This is a genomic window from Flavobacterium defluvii, assembly GCF_900129555.1.
Lineage (GTDB): Bacteria > Bacteroidota > Bacteroidia > Flavobacteriales > Flavobacteriaceae > Flavobacterium > Flavobacterium defluvii.
Genome location: NZ_FQWC01000006.1, coordinates 148541 through 172577 on the forward strand (window position 1 = coordinate 148541; position 24037 = coordinate 172577).

Below are 24037 nucleotides of genomic sequence, written 5' to 3' on the forward strand. Positions count from 1 at the left end.
TACACTGATTATCAGTATACTAATTTGAATAAAATCAGAATTTTAATTAATTTTAGAGGATAAATAATAACCAAAAAACAAAAATTATGTCTGATGAAATACAATTAGTTCCGAATGATTCGCTGATTACCAATACTCCCGAAGAAGGTCGTCAGCTTGCTGTAAAAATGGCACGTTTAATTATAAAAATCACTCAGCCTGATGCTGCAATAAGAGAAAGGCTGCGACCAATTTATGCAGAAGATCCGGCAATGCTTATTGCCGTAGGACAAACTGTAGCAACTGAATTTGCAACTATTGCTGCTGCCAATAACTACTGGAAAAAATAAGAGTGCATTTGTTTTGAGATAGCAGAAGCCTTTATTGATCACGACTTCTGTTATCTTAAAAACAATTCTATTAAAATTATAAAATGAAAATCCAGCAAACAATTCAAAAAATTATGTAACCCTTTTCAGCTATCATATTTATAACTTTATTTTCATAAAAATACGACCTTATGAAAAAGTTATATTATACAGCAAACGCACTATTAATAGTAATGTTAGTTTTAATGGTTTCATGCAAAAAAAGTGACACCATAAATCTTACAGACAATACAGCAGATAAAAAACCAAAAAAAACAATAGAATATAAGAAACCGGAATCAACCGTTTCTTATCAATTTACAAATGCTAAAGAATGGCTGAAAACTAACGAAGCCGACAGCAGTAAAATGAATATTGTTTATGCTATAAACAGAACAGATAAAGCGAATCTTAAAAAACTGGATTCGGTTGTAATTCCAGCAGATTTTAGTGGAGATTTGGTTTATTATCTTCCTTTTCCTTTACATGTTTCTGCTTTAGAAGATATATCTAAAATTATTATATTTTCTTATCCAACTCAGACTTTTGCCGCTTATGAAAACGGTGAACTGGTTCGCACCGGACCAACTAATATGGGAAGAAAAAAAGATCCTACACCAATCGGTTTGTTTTTTACCAATTGGAAAGCAGAAAAAACTACCAGTACTTTTAATGACGAATGGGAATTAAAATGGAATTTTAATATTGAAAATAAACTTGGCGTTGGTTTTCATCAATATGAATTACCGGGTTACCCTGCTTCGCATTCTTGTTTGAGATTATTAGAAAAAGATGCTAAATTCCTTTACACATTTGCCGATGAATGGATTTTGAAAGACAAAGAAAATGTAAAAGTAAAAGGTACCCCAGTTGTAGTTTTTGGAAGTTATAATTTTGACGGTCCAAAACCCTGGCTTCAATTGGCATCAGACCCAAAAGCTTTAAATATATCTGAATCTGAAATTGAAAAAGAAGTGAAACCTTTTATTCAGAAGATTTTAGATAATCAAAAATTAAGAGAAGCTGAGCCTTCTGGTTCGCTTTAAAAACTAAAAAGGCATAAGAAAATAAATCTTATGCCTTTTTTAATATTTGAAAAACTAAAAATTATCTAGAATAATTTGGAGCCTCTTTTGTAATAGTTACGTTATGTGGGTGACTTTCAGTGATTCCACTTGATGTGATTCTAACGAAACGTCCAGATTCCTGCAAAGTTGGAATATCTTTTGAACCGCAGTATCCCATTCCGGCACGAAGACCTCCAATAAACTGAAGCATACTTTCGTTTAATTCACCTTTATAAGGAACACGACCCACAATTCCTTCCGGAACTAATTTTTTAACGTCGTCTTCAACATCCTGAAAATAACGATCTTTAGATCCTGTCTGCATAGCTTCAACAGATCCCATTCCGCGGTATGATTTGAATTTTCTTCCTTCAAAAATGATTGTTTCTCCCGGAGATTCTTTTGTTCCTGCTAATAATGACCCTAACATTACACAATCTGCTCCAGCAGCGATTGCTTTAGGAATATCTCCTGTATAACGAATTCCTCCGTCGGCAATAACCGGAACTCCTGTTCCTTTAATTGCAGCTGCAACTTCAAGAACTGCTGAGAATTGAGGAAAACCAACACCCGCAACGATACGTGTAGTACAGATCGAACCAGGTCCAATTCCTACTTTTACACCATCTGCACCATTTTCTACTAAATATTTAGCAGCTTCCGGAGTTGCGATGTTTCCAACAATTACATCAATTTGAGGGAATTTTGATTTTACTTCTTTTAAAGTATTTACTACACCCTCAGTATGTCCGTGTGCTGTATCAATAATGATTGCGTCTACGCCTGCATTTACCAAAGCTTCTGCTCTTAAAACTGCATCTCCGGTAACACCAATTGCAGCTGCAACTCTCAAACGTCCGAATGAATCTTTGTTTGCGATTGGTTTTTGAGTCAGTTTTGTAATATCTCTAAACGTAATTAAACCAACTAATTCATTTTTAGCATTTACAACTGGTAATTTTTCGATTTTATGACCTTGTAAAACTACTTCTGCTTGTTCTAGTGAAGTTCCTTCGGCAACAGTAACAAGATTTGAACTTGTCATTACTTCAGCGATTGGTCTTGAACCGTTTTTTTCGAAACGTAAGTCACGATTGGTAACGATTCCTTTAAGAATTTTGTTTTCGTCAACGATTGGAATACCGCCAATTCCAAATTCTTTCATGGCGTTTTTAGCGTCTGCAATAGTCGAAGTTTCTGGTAATGTTACCGGATCGATAATCATTCCGGCTTCTGCACGCTTCACTTTTCTAACCTTCGCCGCTTGCTGCTCGATGGTCATGTTTTTATGTAAAACTCCAATTCCGCCTTCTTGTGCCATAGCGATTGCCATTGCACTTTCGGTTACTGTATCCATAGCAGCAGATACGATTGGAACATTTAAAGTTATGTTTTTTGAAAATCTTGATTTGATACTCACTTCGCGAGGAAGCACATTCGAGTAGTTAGGTACTAATAATACATCGTCGTAAGTTAAACCTTCGCCGATAATCTTGGAGTTGTGTGCTATCATGGTGCAATTTCTAGTTGAATTGCGTGCAAATATAGTGAATAAATTGCTAACTTGAATACTAACTTATTCATAAAATTAACTTTACAAGAAAGTTCTGACGAATTAAATTGCGAATAATAAAGTGCCAAATTCCTATCGAAAACGATATAAGAGTCGTCTTTTTGCAATTTGAAATTTAAAATTTGAGCTTTAAAAAATTATTTTTTTGGATCCTGAAAAATGAAGTTGAAACCAAACTGAAAAGCAAGACTATTGGCTTTTGTTATATCTCTGTACTCAAAAACATTATCGACCAAAGCATAAATATTAAATTTTCCGAGTGTTCCTGAAATTCCTAAACCAATATTAGTATACGAATAAGGATCGATTGTATATGTAACTTTCGCATCCAGTTTTTCAAAAATACTTCTTTTATAAAAAGCGGTCAAAGCCACATATGGGGTTTCGGGCATTGTCATCATAAACAACTGACCACCTACTGCATTTAAATATCTTCTTTCAACTGAACCGTTACAATTACATTCGCCGTCATATCTCGATTCTCCAAATGAATATTGAATAGACGAATTGAATTTTATAGGGCGCCAGGTTGTATATTTATCATAAAGTGTATCGCGCGGAATTGCTTCATCAAACTCATCAAAAATATTTTTTGGTTCGTTTACAGCATCAAATTTTGGATTTACTCCGTCGTATTTATAACTTCCTTTATAAGTTAAAGTTTCAATATCTTTGGTATGTTTTATAAATCCAACATCGAGTATACTGGCTGTAAATTGCAGATTATCTTTAATATAATAGGTAATTCCTGCATCAAAGCCTAAACCTAAACTTCCGTTTAAAAAAGTATTATGGGCGATATCATTGGGAATACTTCCTTCGTATTCATCTTTTGTAAATTTTCCAATTCCAGAAGTTTTAAGTTCCAGATTTGATTCAATTGTTTGCGTATATAAATTCGTTCCTGTTCCTTGTCCTGTATAAATATATCCTGAATTTTTAGTCGAAGTTGCGTTAGCTCCGCTTGAATAAATTTTTGCGCGGCCGCCTAAAACTAGTTTTTTATTAAGCTTTTTGTGAAATCCGACATGAAAAACTGAAAGCACTTCGGCACGAAGATTTACATCTCCTAAATTGAATGATTTTCCTATATGATTTTGATTTCCGTCTACAGCCAGAATTGCAATATCTTTTGGAAAATACATTAAAAAATCAAATTCCTGATAAGCTCCAAAGGTAATGTATGATTGATTTTCTTCTCCTCCAACTCTAAAACCACCGGAAAAAATTTCAAGCTGCTGGTTTACCTGCGTTTTGTCATTTGAAGATGATTTGTTGATAATGTTTCGCACTTTATCGTTAAAATCAACTCCGTTATTGGCGAATAAATCATAAGCCGAAAAACTGCTGGAACCTATATTTACAGAAACTCCGGACAAAAGCGGAACTCCAAAATAATATTTATACGAAACGTCTGCACCTGGATTTACAAGTGATGACTGCGGAATTGACGTAAAGTTGTACAGTATTTGTTTATTTTGAGCAAAAGAAGAAAGCTGCAAAGTCAACATCAAAATTAAAATTGCTTTTTTCATTCTATTCTCATATAAGCTGTTGCACCCGATTTAAACTTTAAATTTCCTGTAAGCGCATCGGATCCTGAGCCTGTTACGGTTCTTACAACAAAACCAATTTTCATGGTTCTTTTTAATAAATTTAAGCGTTCTCCTTCAAAAACCTCAGCAGGATATTTTATAATATTTGAGCCTCCTGTATATTTTGGTACATTTAAACTAATGGTTTCTAATGGCTGATTATTTACATCAATCAATATCAGTTCAATTTCGAAAGCTCGGTTTACCGTATTTTCAATTTCAAAATTAAGTTCGGCTTTAACCAGATGATCTGTGAAGAATTTCTTTTTAAAAACATCAAATTCTTCAACATCAGGAGGTATCTGCTGCCCTGCTCCATTATCTTCAATTTGATCTGCAGAAACATTAAAGTAAGCTAGATTTGCAACAAAAACAGGTTCAATTTTAAAATCATTAATTTGATCAAAATCTAAATCACTCGAACAAGAGAGAAATAATACTGAAGAAAAAAGTAATATAGAGATTTTATATATGAGGCTTCTCATCATCTTAATTTTATTATTACAAATAAAACGCTTTTTTATGTAAGATATTACTTATTTTACAGTTATTTTCAATGAAACTTCCCAAATAATTTAGAAGCTTCATTATAAGCACTTTCAAAACTTAAAGAATTAAGTCCCGTTATTTTTTTATTTGCTGTAAAATAAGAAATCAGTTTTTCTGTCGGCATATTTCCCGTCAATTTATCCGTTGCCATTGGGCAGCCTCCAAATCCCTGAATTGCTCCATCAAAACGTACGCATCCGGCTTTTGAAGCTGCGTCAATTTTTTCAAACCAGGTATTAGGAGTTGTATGCAGATGTGCTCCAAACTCAATTTCTGGATATTTCGGAATCAAATTCGAAAACAAATAGGTAATAACTTCCGGCGTAGAAGTTCCAACGGTATCAGAAAGCGATAAAATTTTAACGCCCATTCCGGCAAGTTTTTCTGTCCATTCGGCAACAATTTCAACATTCCACGGATCTCCGTATGGATTTCCAAATCCCATCGAAAGATAAGTTACGACTTCTTTATTTTTTTTATCAGCAATTTCAAGAATTTCTTCAAGGGTAATTAACGATTCGGCAATAGTTTTATGTGTATTACGCATCTGAAAATTTTCAGATATTGAAAAAGGAAATCCTAAATATTGAATGGCTTCATGTTCTGAAGCTAATGCTGCGCCCTGTGTATTAGCAATTATCGAAAGTAATTTACTACTGGTTTGAGATAAATCTAATTGTGCCAAAACCTCAGCCGTATCCTGCATTTGCGGAATTGCCTTTGGAGAAACAAAACTCCCAAAATCGATTGTATCAAACCCAACTCGAAGCAAAGCCTGTATATAGGTAACTTTATTTTTGGTTGGAATAAAAGTTTTGATACCCTGCATGGCATCTCTTGGGCATTCGATAATTTTGATCTCTTTATTCAAAGCTTATTCTTTTGTAATAGCTAAGTTAGTTTCTTTTTTAAAGAAATAAAAATTAAGTCGCCTTTCTGTTTTTTAAATACGTATAATTTGTAGAAATGTACTGCAGTGCATCTAACGCATTGTGTTTCCAATAGTATGAATTCTCTTTGGTAGATGTACTGCAATGCGTCTCTACAATACTCCACTGTAATTATTACTTAATATCGTAATAGAACAAAATATTACATAAAAACGTAATATTTTTAAATATTACCAAAAAATGTAATAATAAAAAATATTACTTATATTTGTAATAGAAATTGTATAATATTTTAATTATATTTGAAGTTATGACTAGTGTAATTACAGGAGACATAATTGGTTCAAGACAACAGGAATCGCAGCATTGGGTCGAAGATTTAAAAAAAATCCTTGCTCCGCTTGGCGAAACTCCAAATGAATGGGAAGTTTATCGAGGAGACGAATTTCAAATTGAAGTTAAGAATCCTGAAAATGCTTTTATAACAGCTGTTTTAATAAAAGCGCGTTTAAGAGCTATAAAATCAGATGCCAGAATGAGTATTGGTTTTGGAGATAAAACACACAATTCCAACAAAATATCCGAAAGCAACGGAACTGCTTTTATTAATTCCGGAGAACTGTTTGAAACTTTAAAAAAGCAAAAAGTGACTTTAGCATTGCGAACGGGAGATTCTGATTTTGATGAAAAACTAAATTTGATGATTCAGCTGGCTCTAACTTTTATGGATACCTGGCTTGTACAGTCGGCAGAATTTGTTGCAAAAGCCATAGAAAATCCTACACTTTCACAGGAAGAATTAGGACAAAAATTAGGTATTAATCAAGCAGCCGTAAGCCGAAGACAAAAACGTGCCCAGTTTGATTTGGTTATGAATTTAGATCGTTATTTTAGAACACATATAAAACAACTTGCCCCATGATTTTATTTATAAAACTGTTTTTAGCGCATTTATTAGGCGATTTTATCTGGCAGCCAAATTCGTGGGTTGCCGATAAAGAAATAAAAAAACACAAAAGCATTTACTTGTATTTTCATGTTTTGCTTCACGGAGTTTTAGCAGCAATTTTGGCTGGCGAAATCAGTTTTATTCCTTATGCGGTTTTAATTGCAATTCTACACGGAATCATTGATTTAATTAAACTTAATTTTCAGAAAGACAAAACAAAACGTACTTGGTTTGTTGTGGACCAAATTACACATATTTTGGTTTTAATTGGCATTGTTCTTTTATACCAAAACAAAACTGTAATCTATTTTTGGCAGGATAATGAATTCTGGATTTTAATAACCGGAATTTTACTGCTCACAAAACCTGCTTCTATTTTCATCAAAACTATTATTTCGATCTGGGCGCCCGAAAATGAAAACAGCCATCAGGATAACTCGCTGATAGCTGCCGGAAATTATATTGGTATTTTAGAACGCTTATTTGTTTTCGGATTTATCTTAACCGGACATTTTGAAGCGATTGGTTTTTTATTGGCTGCTAAATCTATTTTTAGATTTGGTGATTTAAAAGAAGCTAAAGACCGAAAACTAACCGAATATGTTTTAATTGGAACATTAATCAGTTTTGGAATTGCAATTCTCGCCGGAATACTTGTTCAGGCACTTCTTTTACAACTGCCTTAAAACTTTTTTATTGATAGCTTTTATCAAAGCCGGACCTTCGTAAATAAATCCAGTGTACAACTGTACTAAACTTGCTCCAGCGTTTAATTTTTCGATGGCATCATCAGCAGAATGAATTCCTCCTACTCCAATAATTGGGAATGCTTTATTGCTTTTTTCCGAAAGAAAACGAATAACTTCTGTAGAACGCTTTGTTAATGGTTTTCCGGATAATCCTCCCATTTCAGATTGGTTTGCAGATTGTAATCCGTCTCTTGAAATCGTAGTATTTGTTGCAATTACACCCGCAATCTGAGTTGTTTTTACAATATCAATAATATCTAATAATTGCTCATCTGTTAGATCGGGAGCTATTTTTAAAAGAATTGGTTTTATTTTTTGAGTACTTGTTTTCTGCTTTTCGATATTTCTGTCTTGCAAAGTCTGCAATAAAGCCGTTAAAGGTTCTTTGTCTTGAAGAGCTCTTAAGTTTGGTGTATTTGGTGAACTTACATTTACTACAAAATAATCTACGTGATCGAAAAGTGCATCAAAACAAATGATATAATCTTTAACCGCATCTTCATTGTCGGTTACTTTATTTTTACCGATGTTTCCGCCAATTAAAACTCCTGAATTTTTCTTTAAACGTTCAACAGCTTCGAGAACGCCACCATTATTAAATCCCATTCGGTTAATAATTGCCTGATCTTCTTTTAAACGGAATAAACGTTTTTTAGGATTTCCTTCCTGACCAACCGGGGTTACGGTTCCAATTTCGATAAAACCAAAACCAAAATCAGAAAGTTCTTTGTACAACTTCGCATCTTTATCAAATCCTGCTGCAAGTCCAACCGGATTTTTGAATTTAATTCCGAAAACTTCTCTTTCTAATCGAGTATCTTTTACTTCAAAAATTGATCTTATAATTGATGAAACTCCCGGAATTTTTGAAATGAATTTTACAAATGAAAAAGTAAAATAATGCACTTCTTCTGGATCAAACCAAAAAAGTATCGGACGAATTATCAATTTATACATAAGAATTGTGTGTTGTTATTTTGGCTGCAAATTTAAATATTATAGTTTAAAAAGGTGCTTTTTTATAAAAACAAATTAATAAAGGTTGCAAGTTATAAAATGAAACAAGTTCAAGGGTTACAATAACTGCCTACGGATTATTTATTGCTTAATTTTGAAACAGTTTGAATAACACTTAGTAATGTCATCCTGATTGAAGTCGAAGAGGACAAAGGACTTCGACTTCACTGGTTCTTTAAAAGGACACAAAAACAAACTAACTTCAGAATTTAGTTATTTCAGTTTTCAGGACAAAACACTTCCGCTTGAAACCGGATGGAGGTTTAGAATAGAATGGGATATTTCATTATAAAATTCTTACTTTCTTTTTTTAATACAAACACTTTTTTTAATAACTTTATCTGAACTAAAACCTTGAAAATGAAAAACATAAACAAAACAATAAGAAAAACAGCTGTAATATGTCTGTGCGGATCGTTTTTTTTGATTTCTATTGACAGTTTAGCACAACGACGAGTGGGCGGCGGAGGCGGTATTCACAGAGCTGGTGGAGGCGTTCAAAACAGGCAATCACGTCCTGCCGTAACAAGGCCGTCAACAAACAGACCGGAAGTAACAAGACCTGGCTCAAATGGATCCGGAACAAAAATTACAAGACCGTCAAATAATTCTAAAATTGGTGACAGAAATACGGTCAATAACAGAAATTCAAATAACAGAACAGGAAACAGAAACACTAATATTAGCGGTAACACTATAAATAGAAACGGAAACAATGTAAACATTAACGTAAATAACAGTGTACACGTTCGCAATAATCGTAACACAATTGTTAGACCAGGACCCAGACCTTATGTACGTCCTCCTTATATATATGGCGGTTATAGATATAATTGTTATCACCCCTATTATCCACGCCCTTATGTACCATTCTATTGGGGACCAGTTTGGCATCCATGGGGATTTTTTGTGGCAACTTTAGCCGTTACAGCAATTGTTGTTAGTGTAGAAAGTACGCAATATCATTACGATCAGGGTGTTTGGTACACGTCAACCAACGGAGGTTATACAGCTGTTCCTGCTCCTGTTGGAGGAACTGTAAATAATATTCCCAGCGGTGCAGAAACGGTTTATACAGGAACCGTAAACAATTATTATTACGGAGGTACTTACTATGAAAAAGATGGTGGAAAATACACGGTAGTTGCACCAACAGCCGGAACTATAGTCGAAAATTTACCCGAAGGCGGCGAAGAAGTTACTATTGGCGATGCAAAATATGTGAAATTTGGCGAAACTTATTACCAGCCAGTGCAAATTGACGGTAAAAATAAATACGAAGTTGTTCAGGTTGAAAAAGAATAGTTTATTAATCCTATAAAATTACTATACTATTAAAATTTATTTTTATATTTTTGCCTTACTATTACAACCAATACCAGCTAAAAACCATTACAATGAAAAATAAAACCTTTTGGATTTTCGCAATACTTACGATCTGCATTATTTCAATTACTTATGGTGTTACAAAATTAATTTCGCCCAAAGAAAAAGTAAAAGAAACCGCTGCGGAATGTCATGAAATTCCAAATACCTCAGAAGCATCTGCATTTAAACCTACTATCGAAAATAAAAAGAAACCATCAGGAAAGGCTCCAGAGGGAATGGTTTGGATTCCCGGCGGCGAATTCTCTATGGGAAGTAATGTCGAAGATGAAAGTTTATGCAGCCTAAAAGGCGTTACAAAAGATGCCGCTCCTATACATCGCGTATACGTTGATGGCTATTATATGGATGAAACTGAAGTAACGAATGCAGAATTTGAAAAGTTTGTAAAAGCGACCGGATATATTACTGTTGCAGAGCAAAAACCAACTAAAGAAGAATTTCCAACAGCTTCTGAAGAAGATTTAATTACTGGATCTGTAATATTTACCCCTACTCCTTCAGCGGTAAACTTAAATAACTTTTTGCAATGGTGGTCGTATGTTGGCGGAGCAGACTGGAAACACCCACTTGGACCGCAAAGTACTATAAAAGGTAAAGAAAATTATCCCGTTGTACATGTTACTTATGAAGATGCCGCTGCTTACGCAAAATGGGCTGGAAAAAGACTTCCGACCGAAGCAGAATGGGAATTTGCAGCAAGAGGCGGAAAAACCGGAGAAATTTATGCCTGGGGAAATGTTTTAAAACCAAACGGAAAATTTCAGGCAAATATTTATCAGGGACATTTTCCAATTAAAGATGGTGACACCGGTGAGGATGGTTTTAAAGGAATTGCTCCCGTAAAACAATATGCACCAAATGCTTACGGACTTTATGATGTTGCCGGAAATGTTTGGGAATGGACAAACGATTGGTACAGTGTTGATTACTATAAAACTTTGGCAGAAAACGGCAAAGTAGCCAAAAATCCGCAAGGACCTGATGCGTATAATGATCCTAACGATCCTACACAAATAAAACGCGTACACCGCGGTGGATCGTTTTTATGTACAGACCAATATTGCACAAGATACATGGTTGGAACCAGAGGAAAAGGCGAAGTTAGATCTGCCGCTAATCATCTTGGTTTTAGATGTGTAAAAAGTATTTAAAATATAAATTATTATCACAAAAAGGATTCTACAAAACAGAATCCTTTTTTTATTTTTTGAAGACAAATCTCAAAATATGCCTGCTAAAAAAAATGTCTATATTTGCTAAAAATAAAAAGAAATGCAACATATCATAGATCGTTTTATCAGTTATGTAACAATTGATACAGAATCAGATCCGAATTCAACAACAACACCGAGTACAGAAAAACAATGGAATCTTGCCAATAAATTAGTTGAAGAGCTAAAGCAAATTGGCCTGCAGGATGTTACGATAGACGACAAAGCCTACATTATGGCAACGCTGCCAAGCAATGTTAATCATGAAGTACCAACGATTGGATTTATTTCGCATTTTGATACTTCTCCGGACTTTAGCGGAGCAAATGTAAAACCACAAATCGTTGAGAATTACGACGGAAAAGATATTGTTTTAAATGCTGAAAAAAACATCATTCTTTCTCCAAATTATTTTAAAGATTTACTTTTATATAAAGGGCAAACGATCATCACAACAGACGGAACAACTTTGCTTGGTGCCGATGATAAAGCCGGAATTACAGAGATTGTTTCGGCAATGGAATATTTAATTCAGCATCCGGAAATTAAACACGGAAAAATCAGAATTGGTTTTACTCCGGATGAAGAAATCGGACGAGGTGCACATCATTTTGATGTTGAAAAATTTGGTGCTCAATGGGCTTATACCATGGATGGAAGCCAGATTGGCGAATTAGAATATGAAAATTTTAATGCTGCCGGAGCAAAGATTACTTTTAAAGGAAAAAGCGTTCATCCTGGTTATGCAAAAGGAAAAATGATAAATTCTGTTCTGCTGGCTCACGAATTCATAAACGAACTTCCAAAAGGCGAAACGCCTCAGGAAACAAGAGGTTACGAAGGTTTCTTTCATGTTCATCATATTAAAGGAAGCATCGAAGAAACAGTTCTTGAGCTGATTATTCGTGATCATAACAAAAAGAAATTTGAGAAACGAAAAGAACTAATTACTAAAATTGCAAAAAAGTTCAACAAAAAATACATCAATAAATTTGGTGAAGATATTGTAATTGCTGAAGTAAAAGATCAATATTACAATATGAAGGAAAAAGTACTTCCGGTAAAACATATTGTAGATATTGCCGAAAAAGCAATGCGAGAATTAAACATAAAACCAATCATAAAACCAATTCGCGGCGGAACTGACGGCTCGCAATTATCATATATGGGATTACCTTGTCCGAACATTTTTGCCGGAGGACATAATTTCCATGGAAAATACGAATATGTTCCTGCAGAAAGTATTCAAAAAGCTACAGATGTAATTGTAAAAATTGCAGAATTAACAGCTAATCCGGGCATTTTTGATGTAAAAGAAAAACCTAAAAGAACAAGATAATTGGAATCAACTTCTGAAAATAAAGGAATTTGGAAATACAGCAGCCAATGGGAAGAAGAATTACTTCTCCTCAAAACCATTATTGACAAAACCCAACTTACTGAAACTACCAAATGGGGCGGTCCTGTTTATGTTTATGAAAAGAAAAATATAATTGGTCTTGGAGGTTTTAAAGATTATTTTGCTATTTGGTTTTTTAATGGTGTTTTTCTAAAAGACGAAAAAAAGAAACTCATTAATGCACAGGAAGATGTGACAAAATCTTTGCGCCAATGGCGTTTTACTTCTAAAGATGAAATAAACGAAAAGGAAATTTTAGAATATATCTTTGAAGCGATTGAAAATGAAAAACAGGGAAAGGTCATTAAACCTTCCAAAAAAGAAGCAATAGTTTCAGAACTTCTGAATGCAGAAATGACTAAAAACCCAGATTTGAAATCAGCTTTTGAAAAATTCTCTCCATATAAACAATATGAGTTTTTAGAATATATTGAAACTGCCAAACAAGAAAAAACAAAACTTTCGAGAATTGAAAAAGTGGTTCCGATGATTTTAGCGAATGTTGGGTTGAATGATAAATACAGATAAATAAATTTCAATGTAGAAAATTCCAAATTCCAAACGCTTTGTCCCTCTGAGCGAAGTCGAAGAGCCAAACTATAAGATAACCTTTGTCAAAGTTTTAAACTTTGACAAAGGTTTTTTTTGTTCTACAGGTCATTGCGAGGAACGAAGCAATCTCATGAGGTTTATCACGAATCAATTACTCATGATAGTGAGATTGCTTCGTTCCTCGCAATGACAAAAAAAATCCCAAACTCCATTTGAAATTTGGGATTTAAATATTGTGATTTAAAAAACTTATGCTTTTTTAGCATTTAAAGCTGAGCTTAATTCTAAAGAAATAGCCGAACGCTCTAATTTTAATTTTCCTGACATAGTTTCGATAACAACTGTAGTTTCTGCTAATTCAGCAATTTTACCGTGAAAACCACTTTTTGTAACTATTTTATCACCTACTTTTAGGTTGCTTTCAAATTCTTTTTCGTTTTTTACTCTTTTTTGTTGTGGTCTAATCATAAAGAAATAGATTACTACAAACATTAAAAGGAATGGCGCAAATTGACCTAATTGTCCCATAATTAAATTCTGTTTTTGATTTATATTAATATTTTCTTTTGTGGCTGACACTTCGGCTTTGCTCAAAGTGACAAATCAAAAATTATTTTTTATTCATTTTTACATCAAACCTCTACCCACTTTTACCATTTTTTTGCTGGCTTCAAGTTCTTTAACAAGGTTATCTAAAATTCCATTGATAAAAATACTACTTTTTGGTGTAGAATACTCTTTTGCAATTTCTAAATATTCGTTAAGAGTTACTTTTACCGGAATTGAAGGGAATTTTAAAAATTCGCAGATTGCCATTTTTAAGATAATTGTGTCAATCTCGGCAATACGTTCGCTGTCCCAGTTTGGTGTTTTATCGTCGTATTCTTTTGCTAAAACGGCTTCATTTAAAACCGTTCTTCTGAATAAATCTTTTGCAAAATCTTTATCTTCAATATCCTTATACAATTTCGGAACTCTAAAATCATCTGGATCTTCTGTTTTTATTGCTTTCAACTGCTTGATAATATGTGTATTTACAACAGGAATATCATCAACCCAGGTCAATTTATCATCTTCAAGATACTCGTATAATTTTTCATTCGGAACAATAACATTTTCAAACAAATCAACAATAAATTGTTTGTCTTCTTCAAATTTGTTCACATTATTGCTCATGTATTTTTTATAAATATCACTAGCTTTAATATCATTTAAAAGCAAAATAATATAATCGTCGTTTAATGACCAATTATTAATTTTACGGTTTTCTAAAGCGATACTAAGGGAATTACTTTCGGCAAGAAGCTGAAAAATTTTGTTTTTGATGAACTTCTCGTTCGGGTTACGTTCTGCTGCAGTAGCAAGATGTTTTTTGCTTGACAAATGCAAGAATACTGATTCTTTTTTGCAAATTTCAATCAATGAAGAAAGCATTATAAGATATAAGTCCTGAATATTGTCTATACTGTAAAAAAGAAATTTCTCTTCTTTTTCCAAATTGTCAGAACCGCTTTGGTGCATTGCATAAATGGATTGCATTACTTTAACGCGTATGTGTCTTCTATTTACCACCTTGTAAGAACATTTTAAAATTAGTTTGCAAAAGTAAAACTTTTGAAGCGTATTTTAAAATTAATTCGTGAAAAAGTCGCGGTTTTTAGTCACAGTTTTCAGCTGCACTCGCATTTTTCATCAATATATTAGGGATTATACAAAAAGTATCAATTTACAGTTTTGTCTTTGTAAAAATAAAAAGTCTCAGTTTACAGATAAAACCGTAAACCGAGACTGTAAATTTGTAAACTATAAAAAATTACTTCTTAGCAGCGTTTTCAATTTTTCTCGCATCGATACGATTTTGAGCAATTGTAAGCGCAGCTTTATGAGTTGTAATATTATTTTTGGCAGCAAAGTCTATAATTTCCAAGGTTGTATTATAGATATTTTCAGTTTTACTCATGATTTCTGCTTTACCGTAGTTTGCTAATTCAGCATAAACATTAATAATTCCACCAGCATTGATCAGGAAATCCGGAGCGTATAAAATTCCTCTTTCCTGTAATCTTGCACCGTGAACATTTTCATCTGCTAATTGATTGTTGGCAGCTCCGGCAATAACTTTAGCTTTAATTTTGTCTACTGTATTATCATTAATTGTTGCTCCCATTGCACATGGTGCATAGATATCAACATCTGCAGTATATAAATCTTCTCCAGTATAAATTGCTGCATTGTATTTTGAAGCAACCTGATATAATTTTTCTTCGTTGATATCAGTAATTGTAACCTTTGCCCCTTCTTTAGTTAAATATTCAACCAGAGTTTCACCTACGTGACCAATACCCTGCACTAAAACTTTTTTACCATCAAGAACATCAGAACCAAACTGACTTTTAGCAGCGGCTTTCATTCCTAAATAAACTCCGTAAGCAGTTACAGGCGATGGATTTCCAGATCCGCCTCTTTCTTCAGAAATTCCGGTAACATAAGGTGTAACATCTCTTACAGTGTCCATGTCTTTCGTTTCCATTCCAACATCTTCAGCTGTAATATATCTTCCGCTTAAGGAATGTACAAACTCACCAAATTTACGCATTAATTCTGGCGTTTTCTGCGTTTTTGCATCACCAATAATAACAGCTTTACCTCCACCAATATTAAGTCCGGTAATAGCAGATTTAAATGTCATACCTCTTGAAAGACGCAAAACATCGTTTAATGCTTCCCACTCGGTATTGTAATTCCACATTCTAGTACCTCCTAAAGCTGGCCCCATAACCGAATTATGAATACCAATAATTGCTTTTAAACCTGTATCTTTGTCATTGCAAAATACAATTTGTTCGTGATCGTCAAAAGATAATTGACCAAAAACAGGATCCATTTTTTGAAGTTCCTTTCCAGTTGCGAAAGTTGCATCCATAGCGTTATTATTTAGTTGTTTAAAATTATGAATTTGTCAAAAAGACAACTCAAACATAAACAAAAAATATACATGTGCTAATTTTTTATCTTTAAAATAACAATTATACAAAATATTTATTTTGATAAGATTGCATTTTATTATATTTTTATTTAAGAATATTTCATAAAATTAAATCAAGTCAACATAGAATCTCTTAAAAAAATGAAAGAATTAAGCTATTTAAACAAATATTTCATTAAATATAAATTCAGTTTTTCCTTCGGAATTTTAATCACCATAATCGCACAAATATTTTTCTTATTCACTCCAAAGCTTGTCAGCCATTCTTTTGATATTATAGAAAAATTTCTAAAACTATCCGATGCTGATAGAAAATCTTCTATAATAATAGATTTTTATGAGCGGGATTTAATACATAACGTGCTATTAATCACGGGAAGTGCAATTGTTGGAGGATTTCTGACTTTTTTAATGCGCCAGACCTTAATTGTGATGTCGCGCCATATTGAGTTTGATTTAAAAAATGAAGTTTTTAAGCAATACGAAAGACTTTCTCAAAACTTCTACAAACAAAACCGTACCGGAGATTTAATGAACCGAATCAGCGAAGACGTTTCAAAAGTTCGAATGTATGTTGGACCTGCCGTAATGTATACAATTAATACTTTTATCCGTTTTGCGATCGTACTTATATATATGTATAATGTTTCGCCTTTGCTTACATTGTACACGATTCTTCCACTGCCAATTTTATCGTATTGTATTTTTAAACTTAGTTCAGAAATCAATAAAAGAAGCACAACATTTCAGCAGTATTTATCAAAAGTTTCAAGTTTTACCCAGGAGATTTTCTCAGGAATACGAGTTATAAAAGCATATTCTTTAGAAAATCAGCATCAAAACAACATGGTAAATCTTTCGGAAGAAAGTAAACGTAAAAGTCTGGAACTGGCAAAAGTACAATCGCTTTTTGGACCTTTGATGATTGCACTTATTGGAATTAGTAATCTGGTTGTCATTTATTTTGGAGGAATGATGTACATCAACGGAGCGATTCAGAATATTGGAACCATTGCTGAATTTATTTTATACGTAAATATGTTAACCTGGCCGGTTGCTTCTCTTGGATGGGTTTCTTCGATGGTTCAGGAAGCCGAAGCTTCTCAAAAACGTTTAAATGAATTTTTGAAAATTGAACCGGAAATTAAAAATAAGAATCAGAATTCATCAGAAATTCAGGGTTCTATTGCTTTCGAAAATGTAAGTTACACTTATGAAGACACTAATATCGAAGCTTTAAAAAACATTTCTTTTACCGTAAAAAATGGCGAAACGCTGGCAATTTTAGGAAAGACAGGTTCCGGAAAATCAACCATTTTATCTTTAATTTCCCGTTTGTATGATGTCACTGACGGAAGAATCACAATTGATGGAAACGAAATCAGCACTTTAAACTTAAATGATCTTCGAAACAGCATCGGAATTGTACCTCAGGACGCCTTCTTATTTTCGGATACCATCCAAAACAATATCAAATTTGGAAATGAAAATGCAACTAACGAAGAAGTTATAGAAGCTGCCAAAAATGCTGTAGTTCACGATAATATCATTGCATTTAACAAACAATACGATACCATTTTAGGAGAAAGAGGAATTACACTTTCGGGCGGACAAAAGCAGCGTGTATCTATTGCAAGGGCTTTAATTAAAAATCCGGCAATTTTGCTTTTTGATGATTGTTTGTCTGCAGTTGACACTGAAACAGAGGAAACTATCCTACATAATTTATTTGAATTTTGTAAAAATAAAACTACAATAATTGTCAGTCATCGGGTTTCTTCAGCGAAAAATGCCGACAAAATCATCATTTTAGAAGATGGTAAAATTATCCAACAAGGCTCTCATAATCAATTAATAAATGAAGAAGGCTATTATGCATCGTTATATTTAAAACAACTTTCGGAAAAAGAATTACTTTAATTGTTGCGTAATCGATAATTTTTTATGATTTTTGATTACTATTAATTCCAAAAATGATAGAACGTATTATGAGAGAAAATGACATGTTAGAAAAAGAAGAGATTTTTTCTAAAGTATTACGAGCAGGAAGAAGAACTTATTTCTTTGATGTGAGAGCTACTAAGGCTGACGATTATTATATCACGATTACCGAAAGCAAAAAATTTACCGAAGAAGATGGTTCTTTTCACTTTAAAAAACACAAAATTTATTTATACAAAGAAGATTTTAGTGCTTTTGCCGAAATATTAGAAGAAATGACTTCATACGTTTTGAACCACAAAGGCGAAGAAGTAATCTCTGAAAGACATCAAAAAGATTTTAAAAAAGAATACGGTTCTGATAAAGCAGAAACACAAAGATCAAGCTTTACTGATATTGATTTCGACGATATTTAATCTACATAACTTTTCTAAAAGTACAAGTCCAATATGTATAACATTTTTGGACTTTTTTTATACACGTAAATTATTGATTTTAGATTTTAGATTTTTGGAATTTGGAATTTAATCTCTGACATTAAATTATTATAAAATGAAAAAATTACTTTTTTTACTTAGCTTTTTATTTTTGGGGATTTATTCATTTGCCCAAAAAACAGAATATGAAACAAAATCAAATATTCAATATTATGCCGCAGCAGTAAATAAATCAGACAGTTATATCAACGAAAGATGTGTTCTGGATATTTATTATCCAAAAAACGCTAAAGGTTTTGCAACGATTGTCTGGTTTCATGGCGGCGGGCTAACCGGTGGAAATAAAGAAATTCCGGAAGCTTTAAAAAATAAAGGTTATGCTATTATTGGCGTAAACTACAGATTATCTCCAAAAGCAAAAGCAGAAAGAGCAATTGATGATGCAGCAGCAGCTGTAGCATGGGCTTTTAATAATATTGCTAATTACGGAGGTGATCCTTCTTTAATATTTGTATCGGGACATTCTGCCGGAGGATATTTAGGAATGATGATTGGGTTGGATAAAAAATATCTTCAAAAAGAAGGAATTGATGCTAATAAAATTGCTGGACTTATTCCGTTTAGCGGGCAATGTATTACGCATTTTGAAATAAGAAGAGAAAACGGAATTCCTGAAAAACAGCCTACAATCGACACTTTTGCTCCTTTATATCACGTTCGCGCCGATGCACCATCTCTTTTATTAATTACCGGCGACCGAGAACTTGAAATGCTGGGTCGATATGAAGAAAATGCATATATGGCAAGAATGATGAAACTGGTAGGCCATACACAAACTAAACTCTATGAATTAGACGGTTACGGGCATGGAATGACAGAACCTGGTTTTCCGCTTTTGGTTAATGAAGTAAACCGAATTTTAAAAGAACGTAAAAAATAATCACTAAATAAAAATTCCACGGCAATGGAGACACAACTATTAATTATACCAGGACTTGGAGATTCTGGAGAAAAACACTGGCAGACTTTTTGGCATAAAAAATTCGAAAACTCAATTCGTGTTGTACAAGACAATTGGGATGAACCAATTCGCGAAGAATGGCTTGAAAGATTAAACGAAAACATCTTAAAACTTGACAAACCCACTGTTTTAGTTGCACATAGTCTGGCTGTTTCGTTGGTTTTGCATTGGGCAGAAAAATATAATAATCCAAATATTATTGGCGCTTTTTTAGTCGCTCCTGCTGATGTAGATTCACCTCAACACACACCAGAATGCATAAGAAATTTTTCACCAATGCCGCTTTATAAATTGCCTTTTCCCTCTGTAGTCGTTGCGAGTGAAAATGATCCTTATGCTTCTTTTGAAAGAAAAAAACTCTTCGCCGAAAAATGGGGAAGTGATTTTGTAAATATCGGTCAGCAGGGACACATTAATTCCGATTCTGATTTAAAATATTGGGAAGAAGGTCAAGGAATTTTACAAAAGTTAATTGAAAAGATGAACCTTTAATTTAACCGCAAAGTTCGCAAAGCTTTGCATTATTAACTTTGCGAACCTCGCGTAAACCTTTGCGAACTTTACGATTAAAATTAAGAACAAAAACTATCCAATTCTTAATCCATTAGGAATTTTAAAATCCGGAGCCAATAAAATAACATCTCCCTCCTCGCCTACAGCGCCAAGCACCAGACATTCGCTCATAAATTTTCCGATTTGCTTTTTCGGGAAATTTACAACTGCAACAATTTGTCGGTTTACCAAATCATCTTTTTGATATCGTTTTGTAATTTGTGCCGATGATTTTCTGATACCAATTTCGGCACCGAAATCTATTGTAAGTTGAAAAGCAGGTTTTCTGGCTTCTGGAAAATCATTTACTTCGATGATAGTTCCTACGCGCATATCTGTTCTCTCAAATTCATTCCAGGTTAAATCCATTTTTAAATCGTTTATTTACAAACCTATAAATTTTGTAATTAATAGTACTAATTCTATAACCTATTTTTTTACTCTGCAATTAATTTTACTACTCATGTTTAGTAAATAATTTGTAAAATATATAAAAATGGAAAATAGCGTAATAAATGCCAGTCCATCTCTAAGAGATTTAGATTTCGATATTCATCAATTAAATACCGATAAATATATCGAAACTGCCAAAAACGTAAAACTATATGTAAAGGATTACGGAAAAGGGAAACCAGTAATTTTAATACACGGATGGCCTCTTTCTAACGAAATGTGGGAGTATCAGGTTGAGTTTTTGGTAAAAAATAATTATAGAGTAATTGCGTACGATCGTCGTGGTTTTGGTAAATCATCACAACCCTGGGAAGGATATGATTATGACACTTTAACAGATGATTTGAACGAAATTATTGAACAGTTAGAATTAGAAAACGTAACTCTGGTTGGTTTTTCAATGGGTGGCGGCGAAGTCGTTCGTTATTTTAGCAGATATCACGGAAAAGGAGTTTCAAAAGCAGCCTTAATTTCATCTATAATTCCATTTCTCTTAAAAACAGAAAATAATCCTGATGGTCAGCCAAGAGAAAAAAGTGAAACAACTGCAGAAGCTATTAAGGAAGACAGAATTGGTTTTGTGGATAATTTTGGAAAAACCTTTTTTGGAGTAAATATTATCAATAAACCGTTAAGTACAGCTTTATTAGAATATTACAGAACACTTTGCTCGTTTGCTTCTCCACATGCTACTTTAAAATGTGCCGAATCATTTTCGTATACCGATTTTAGAGACGAATTAAGTTCTGTTAATGTTCCAACCCTTATTATTCATGGAAATGATGATAAAATTGTTCCTATTGATTTAACGTCTAAAAAGGCTTCAGAAGCAATTGCAAATAATACATACATCGTTTATGAAGGTGCGCCTCATGGTTTATTCTACACCGATAGAGATAAATTAAATGATGATTTGCTTGAATTTTTAAATTCATAAAAAAAATTATACAGCCCGCAGATTTAACGGATTTTAAAAATTATTGAAATCCGTTAAATCTGCGGGCTAAACTATTATTCTTATCTCTTTTTTATTTACAGAATTTTAAATAAAATTGAAAAACCAATTATTGGCTGCAATATAAAATGGAAGTAAAAATTTGTAAGTATTAGAAAAACTTTACTTATATTTGCCAATCAAACAAAAAACACTCATTTTGAGCACTATAACAATATTTACAGTTTTTACTTTGCTGCTTTCTCTTACAAGAAGGCCGCTTTCTGCTGTATTTATTTCACATAGTAAGGCCTTTATTAATTAGGCCTCCGTCTATTCCAATTCTTCTTTCAGGCGGAGGATTTACATCAATTTAAATATTTACTTATTTGACAAAAATCAAATTTTGGTCAGATAATTTTTTGTTTTTCAAATTAAAAAATCCACATCCATGTCTCGTTTAGAACGAGTTGTAAAATAACTCGTTTTTAATTGCGTAAAAGAAGAAAAATCATTCAAAAACATTAATAATAAATTCAATATAGATATGAAACCAACACCCACTTTCTGTAAATCAGATTATCAATTTTTAAGAGAATTGATTTTAAAAAGTAAAAACTCAACAAATACTAAAGAAGCTAATCAGCTTTCGCAGGAATTAGACCGTGCTGTAATAAGTAAAGAAAGCGAACTTGATAGCTCTGTAATCAGGATAAATTCTGTTGTAACAATTGAAGATGTAAAGGCAAAAAAACAAATGAAAATTCAAATTGTTCTACCTTCATCTGCAGATGTAAAACAATCTAAAATTTCAATTCTGGCACCTTTAAGTGTTGCGATTATCGGTTTTAAAGAAAATGACGAAGTCGACTGGGAATTGCCGGCCGGAATCAAAACTTTAAAAATAGTTGCAGTAGATAATTCGGCTGTACATCATTCTTAACTTTTTAAACACCTCATTTTGTGACGGTGTTTTTTTATATCTATTTGAAAACTAAAAAACCGATTCAAAAATTGAATCGGTTTTTTTAATGTCTTTATTTTTAACTCAAATTATAACTGTGAGTGAATATAACTTGTTATCAAAGCCATATTAGCATCATCGAGCTTAGCTTTCTTTTGCATACGAACTAAAATTGGCTGCCATTTTTCTTTATCAAATTTTGTAGGCTCATATAATTTATGGCATTTTGTGCAATTGTTTTCATATAGCTTTTTGCCTTCGGCCTGCTCTAAAGATAATTCTCGGGGCGGCATAGTATCTATTGTTTCAGGAGCTGTTGCAACTGCTGTCTTTTTTGTACCGCAAGAAGTTATAAGCAGCATTATGGCTGCCAGGGTTAAGATCTTTGATTTCATTTTGCTTTGTTTTGTTTTTTATAAAGTAAATATAAAAAAAATCCCATTCGGCTTACCGAACGGGACTCTATTTAAAACAAATTTAAACTTTGTTTATGTCTTATTTTACGTCCATTAATTCAACGTCAAAAATCAAAGTTGCGTGTGGCGGGATAACTCCTCCAGCTCCAGATGGTCCGTAAGCCAAATCAGATGGAATTACAAAACGAGCTTTGTCTCCAACTTGTAATAAAGCAATACCTTCGTCCCATCCTTCGATAACTTGTCCAATTCCTAATTTGAATTCGATTGGTTTTTTTCTTGGGTAAGATGAATCAAAAACTTTTCCGTTTTCTAAAGAACCTTCGTAGTGAACAGAAACTGTTTTCCCTGCTTCAGCTTTTTTACCTTCACCTTTTTGAATCATTTTATAACGTAAACCACTTTCAGTTTTATCAAAACCAGCAGCTAATTGTTCCATTTTTGCTTCAGATTCTGCTTTTAAAGCTGCCTCACGTTTTAAGCGAGCACCTTTTAAACTAATGAAAGCTTCAATAGCATTCCATTTTTGAGCTTCTTCACCAACTCTGATAATTTCTACAGACTCTAATGCATCACCTTGAGCAACAGCATCAACAATATTTTGTCCTTCTACTACGTGACCAAAAACTGTATGTTTTCCGTCTAACCAAGGAGTTGGAACGTGAGTAATGAAAAATTGAGAACCGTTTGTTCCAGGTCCTGAATTTGCCATAGATAAAACTCCCGGACGATCGTGTTTTAAACTTGGTACAAATTCGTCATCAAATTTATATCCCGGATCTCCAGTTCCAGTTCCTTTTGGACATCCACCCTGAATCATGAAATCAGCAATAACTCTGTGAAAGTTTAATCCGTCGTAGAATTTTTGCCCTTGAGGTTTTACTTTATTTTCCATATTTCCTTCTGCAAGAGCAACAAAGTTTCCTACAGTTCCAGGCGTTAAATCGTGTGTAAGTTTTACTAAAATCGAACCTTTGCTAGTGTTGAATTTAGCGTATATTCCGTTTTCCATGTTGTTATTTTTTAATTGAACGCAAATTTACAAA

Annotated in this window: 26 protein-coding genes; 15 read left to right on the top strand and 11 right to left on the bottom strand. The window is 33.2% G+C overall.

Annotated features, from left to right (window positions below):
- Positions 1 to 86: 86 nt before the first annotated feature.
- Complete coding sequence (locus BUC29_RS14255; RefSeq protein WP_073416848.1) at positions 87 to 329, top strand: hexameric tyrosine-coordinated heme protein; 243 nt, start codon at positions 87 to 89, stop codon at positions 327 to 329.
- Between the two features lie 170 nt (positions 330 to 499).
- Positions 500 to 1393, top strand: a complete 894-nt coding sequence (locus BUC29_RS14260; RefSeq protein ID WP_073416849.1) for a L,D-transpeptidase — start codon at positions 500 to 502, stop codon at positions 1391 to 1393.
- Positions 1394 to 1454: 61 nt separating this feature from the next.
- Here the strand turns inward: BUC29_RS14260 and guaB are convergent, their stop codons facing one another.
- The 4 genes from guaB to BUC29_RS14280 form a co-directional block, all read right to left on the bottom strand.
- Entirely contained in the window at positions 1455 to 2927 is a 1473-nt protein-coding gene (gene guaB, locus BUC29_RS14265) for an IMP dehydrogenase (RefSeq protein ID WP_073416850.1), read from the bottom strand.
- Between the two features lie 197 nt (positions 2928 to 3124).
- The gene (locus BUC29_RS14270; protein ID WP_073416851.1) at positions 3125 to 4522 is read right to left on the bottom strand and encodes a DUF5723 family protein; all 1398 of its coding nucleotides are present in this window, start codon (positions 4520 to 4522) and stop codon (positions 3125 to 3127) included.
- Complete coding sequence (locus BUC29_RS14275; protein ID WP_244160831.1) at positions 4519 to 5067, bottom strand: hypothetical protein; 549 nt, start codon at positions 5065 to 5067, stop codon at positions 4519 to 4521. Before BUC29_RS14275 ends, BUC29_RS14270 begins: the two co-directional genes overlap by 4 nt.
- 68 nt (positions 5068 to 5135) lie before the next feature.
- A complete protein-coding gene (locus BUC29_RS14280; protein WP_084538657.1) occupies positions 5136 to 6002 on the bottom strand; it encodes a hydroxymethylglutaryl-CoA lyase in 867 nt (288 codons plus the stop codon).
- 329 nt (positions 6003 to 6331) lie between these two features.
- Between BUC29_RS14280 and BUC29_RS14285 the strand changes: the two genes are divergently transcribed.
- Together BUC29_RS14285 and BUC29_RS14290 are read left to right on the top strand one after the other, a co-directional pair.
- Positions 6332 to 6943: a SatD family protein gene (locus tag BUC29_RS14285; RefSeq protein ID WP_073416853.1), complete on the top strand. Its 612-nt coding sequence runs from the start codon at positions 6332 to 6334 to the stop codon at positions 6941 to 6943.
- Positions 6940 to 7656, top strand: coding sequence for a DUF3307 domain-containing protein (locus tag BUC29_RS14290; RefSeq protein ID WP_073416854.1), 717 nt, complete (start codon positions 6940 to 6942; stop codon positions 7654 to 7656). The genes BUC29_RS14285 and BUC29_RS14290 overlap by 4 nt, the downstream gene beginning before the upstream one ends.
- Here the strand turns inward: BUC29_RS14290 and BUC29_RS14295 are convergent.
- Entirely contained in the window at positions 7642 to 8676 is a 1035-nt protein-coding gene (locus BUC29_RS14295) for a quinone-dependent dihydroorotate dehydrogenase (protein WP_073416855.1), read from the bottom strand. The genes BUC29_RS14290 and BUC29_RS14295 overlap by 15 nt on opposite strands.
- Before the next feature lie 193 nt (positions 8677 to 8869).
- Here BUC29_RS14295 and BUC29_RS21555 point away from each other — a divergent pair, with 193 nt between their 5' ends.
- From BUC29_RS21555 to BUC29_RS14315, 5 genes are all read left to right on the top strand, one after another.
- Entirely contained in the window at positions 8870 to 9028 is a 159-nt protein-coding gene (locus BUC29_RS21555) for a hypothetical protein (protein ID WP_167369539.1), read from the top strand.
- A gap of 68 nt (positions 9029 to 9096) precedes the next feature.
- Positions 9097 to 10041, top strand: coding sequence for a DUF6515 family protein (locus tag BUC29_RS14300; RefSeq protein WP_073416856.1), 945 nt, complete (start codon positions 9097 to 9099; stop codon positions 10039 to 10041).
- Between the two features lie 92 nt (positions 10042 to 10133).
- Positions 10134 to 11276, top strand: coding sequence for a formylglycine-generating enzyme family protein (locus BUC29_RS14305; protein WP_073416857.1), 1143 nt, complete (start codon positions 10134 to 10136; stop codon positions 11274 to 11276).
- 121 nt (positions 11277 to 11397) lie between these two features.
- Positions 11398 to 12675, top strand: a complete 1278-nt coding sequence (gene pepT / locus BUC29_RS14310) for a peptidase T (protein ID WP_073416858.1) — start codon at positions 11398 to 11400, stop codon at positions 12673 to 12675.
- Positions 12676 to 13263: a YdeI/OmpD-associated family protein gene (locus BUC29_RS14315; RefSeq protein ID WP_073416859.1), complete on the top strand. Its 588-nt coding sequence runs from the start codon at positions 12676 to 12678 to the stop codon at positions 13261 to 13263. It begins immediately after the preceding gene.
- A 273-nt stretch (positions 13264 to 13536) separates the two neighbouring features.
- On the opposite strand, the gene yajC is transcribed toward BUC29_RS14315, so the two are convergent.
- The 3 genes from yajC to BUC29_RS14330 form a co-directional block, all read right to left on the bottom strand.
- Complete coding sequence (yajC, locus tag BUC29_RS14320; RefSeq protein WP_073416985.1) at positions 13537 to 13815, bottom strand: preprotein translocase subunit YajC; 279 nt, start codon at positions 13813 to 13815, stop codon at positions 13537 to 13539.
- A 99-nt stretch (positions 13816 to 13914) separates the two neighbouring features.
- Positions 13915 to 14826, bottom strand: a complete 912-nt coding sequence (gene nusB / locus BUC29_RS14325; RefSeq protein WP_073416986.1) for a transcription antitermination factor NusB — start codon at positions 14824 to 14826, stop codon at positions 13915 to 13917.
- Between the two features lie 274 nt (positions 14827 to 15100).
- On the bottom strand, positions 15101 to 16210 hold the full coding sequence (locus BUC29_RS14330) for a Glu/Leu/Phe/Val family dehydrogenase (protein ID WP_073416860.1): 1110 nt from the start codon (positions 16208 to 16210) through the stop codon (positions 15101 to 15103).
- A gap of 204 nt (positions 16211 to 16414) precedes the next feature.
- On the opposite strand from BUC29_RS14330, the gene BUC29_RS14335 reads away from it, so the two are divergent.
- From BUC29_RS14335 to BUC29_RS14350, 4 genes are all read left to right on the top strand, one after another.
- Complete coding sequence (locus BUC29_RS14335) at positions 16415 to 18193, top strand: ABC transporter ATP-binding protein (protein WP_073416861.1); 1779 nt, start codon at positions 16415 to 16417, stop codon at positions 18191 to 18193.
- Between the two features lie 68 nt (positions 18194 to 18261).
- Positions 18262 to 18630: a PUR family DNA/RNA-binding protein gene (locus BUC29_RS14340; protein WP_073416862.1), complete on the top strand. Its 369-nt coding sequence runs from the start codon at positions 18262 to 18264 to the stop codon at positions 18628 to 18630.
- Positions 18631 to 18766: 136 nt separating this feature from the next.
- On the top strand, positions 18767 to 19591 hold the full coding sequence (locus tag BUC29_RS14345) for an alpha/beta hydrolase (RefSeq protein WP_073416863.1): 825 nt from the start codon (positions 18767 to 18769) through the stop codon (positions 19589 to 19591).
- A gap of 24 nt (positions 19592 to 19615) precedes the next feature.
- Positions 19616 to 20164 carry an RBBP9/YdeN family alpha/beta hydrolase gene (locus BUC29_RS14350; protein ID WP_073416864.1) on the top strand — a complete coding sequence of 183 codons (549 nt, stop codon included), beginning with the start codon at positions 19616 to 19618 and terminating at the stop codon, positions 20162 to 20164.
- A gap of 93 nt (positions 20165 to 20257) precedes the next feature.
- On the opposite strand, the gene BUC29_RS14355 is transcribed toward BUC29_RS14350, so the two are convergent.
- Entirely contained in the window at positions 20258 to 20593 is a 336-nt protein-coding gene (locus BUC29_RS14355; RefSeq protein ID WP_073416865.1) for a tRNA-binding protein, read from the bottom strand.
- 127 nt (positions 20594 to 20720) lie between these two features.
- Here BUC29_RS14355 and BUC29_RS14360 point away from each other — a divergent pair, with 127 nt between their 5' ends.
- Together BUC29_RS14360 and BUC29_RS14365 are read left to right on the top strand one after the other, a co-directional pair.
- A complete protein-coding gene (locus BUC29_RS14360; RefSeq protein WP_073416866.1) occupies positions 20721 to 21614 on the top strand; it encodes an alpha/beta fold hydrolase in 894 nt (297 codons plus the stop codon).
- A 544-nt stretch (positions 21615 to 22158) separates the two neighbouring features.
- Positions 22159 to 22554 (top strand): GreA/GreB family elongation factor, encoded by a 396-nt coding sequence (locus BUC29_RS14365; protein ID WP_073416867.1) that lies wholly within the window; start codon positions 22159 to 22161, stop codon positions 22552 to 22554.
- A gap of 110 nt (positions 22555 to 22664) precedes the next feature.
- Here the strand turns inward: BUC29_RS14365 and BUC29_RS14370 are convergent, their stop codons facing one another.
- Positions 22665 to 22970, bottom strand: coding sequence for a cytochrome C (locus BUC29_RS14370; RefSeq protein ID WP_073416868.1), 306 nt, complete (start codon positions 22968 to 22970; stop codon positions 22665 to 22667).
- A gap of 100 nt (positions 22971 to 23070) precedes the next feature.
- Positions 23071 to 24003: a peptidylprolyl isomerase gene (locus BUC29_RS14375; protein ID WP_073416869.1), complete on the bottom strand. Its 933-nt coding sequence runs from the start codon at positions 24001 to 24003 to the stop codon at positions 23071 to 23073.
- Positions 24004 to 24037: the final 34 nt, after the last annotated feature.

What these genes read in the sequence shown, in the direction of transcription:
- BUC29_RS14375 (WP_073416869.1), bottom strand. Translation starts at nt 24,003, where the DNA reads ATGGAAAACGGAATATACGCTAAATTCAACACTAGCAAAGGTTCGATT.
- yajC (WP_073416985.1), bottom strand. Translation starts at nt 13,815, where the DNA reads ATGGGACAATTAGGTCAATTTGCGCCATTCCTTTTAATGTTTGTAGTA.
- BUC29_RS14340 (WP_073416862.1), top strand. Translation starts at nt 18,262, where the DNA reads ATGAGAGAAAATGACATGTTAGAAAAAGAAGAGATTTTTTCTAAAGTA.
- BUC29_RS14290 (WP_073416854.1), top strand. Translation starts at nt 6,940, where the DNA reads ATGATTTTATTTATAAAACTGTTTTTAGCGCATTTATTAGGCGATTTT.
- nusB (WP_073416986.1), bottom strand. Translation starts at nt 14,826, where the DNA reads ATGCAATCCATTTATGCAATGCACCAAAGCGGTTCTGACAATTTGGAA.
- BUC29_RS14335 (WP_073416861.1), top strand. Translation starts at nt 16,415, where the DNA reads ATGAAAGAATTAAGCTATTTAAACAAATATTTCATTAAATATAAATTC.
- BUC29_RS14270 (WP_073416851.1), bottom strand. Translation starts at nt 4,522, where the DNA reads ATGAAAAAAGCAATTTTAATTTTGATGTTGACTTTGCAGCTTTCTTCT.
- BUC29_RS14330 (WP_073416860.1), bottom strand. Translation starts at nt 16,210, where the DNA reads ATGGATGCAACTTTCGCAACTGGAAAGGAACTTCAAAAAATGGATCCT.
- BUC29_RS14345 (WP_073416863.1), top strand. Translation starts at nt 18,767, where the DNA reads ATGAAAAAATTACTTTTTTTACTTAGCTTTTTATTTTTGGGGATTTAT.
- BUC29_RS14255 (WP_073416848.1), top strand. Translation starts at nt 87, where the DNA reads ATGTCTGATGAAATACAATTAGTTCCGAATGATTCGCTGATTACCAAT.
- BUC29_RS14260 (WP_073416849.1), top strand. Translation starts at nt 500, where the DNA reads ATGAAAAAGTTATATTATACAGCAAACGCACTATTAATAGTAATGTTA.
- BUC29_RS14295 (WP_073416855.1), bottom strand. Translation starts at nt 8,676, where the DNA reads ATGTATAAATTGATAATTCGTCCGATACTTTTTTGGTTTGATCCAGAA.
- BUC29_RS14275 (WP_244160831.1), bottom strand. Translation starts at nt 5,067, where the DNA reads ATGAGAAGCCTCATATATAAAATCTCTATATTACTTTTTTCTTCAGTA.
- BUC29_RS14300 (WP_073416856.1), top strand. Translation starts at nt 9,097, where the DNA reads ATGAAAAACATAAACAAAACAATAAGAAAAACAGCTGTAATATGTCTG.
- BUC29_RS14355 (WP_073416865.1), bottom strand. Translation starts at nt 20,593, where the DNA reads ATGGATTTAACCTGGAATGAATTTGAGAGAACAGATATGCGCGTAGGA.
- BUC29_RS14350 (WP_073416864.1), top strand. Translation starts at nt 19,616, where the DNA reads ATGGAGACACAACTATTAATTATACCAGGACTTGGAGATTCTGGAGAA.
- BUC29_RS14305 (WP_073416857.1), top strand. Translation starts at nt 10,134, where the DNA reads ATGAAAAATAAAACCTTTTGGATTTTCGCAATACTTACGATCTGCATT.
- BUC29_RS14360 (WP_073416866.1), top strand. Translation starts at nt 20,721, where the DNA reads ATGGAAAATAGCGTAATAAATGCCAGTCCATCTCTAAGAGATTTAGAT.
- BUC29_RS14365 (WP_073416867.1), top strand. Translation starts at nt 22,159, where the DNA reads ATGAAACCAACACCCACTTTCTGTAAATCAGATTATCAATTTTTAAGA.
- guaB (WP_073416850.1), bottom strand. Translation starts at nt 2,927, where the DNA reads ATGATAGCACACAACTCCAAGATTATCGGCGAAGGTTTAACTTACGAC.
- BUC29_RS14285 (WP_073416853.1), top strand. Translation starts at nt 6,332, where the DNA reads ATGACTAGTGTAATTACAGGAGACATAATTGGTTCAAGACAACAGGAA.
- pepT (WP_073416858.1), top strand. Translation starts at nt 11,398, where the DNA reads ATGCAACATATCATAGATCGTTTTATCAGTTATGTAACAATTGATACA.
- BUC29_RS14370 (WP_073416868.1), bottom strand. Translation starts at nt 22,970, where the DNA reads ATGAAATCAAAGATCTTAACCCTGGCAGCCATAATGCTGCTTATAACT.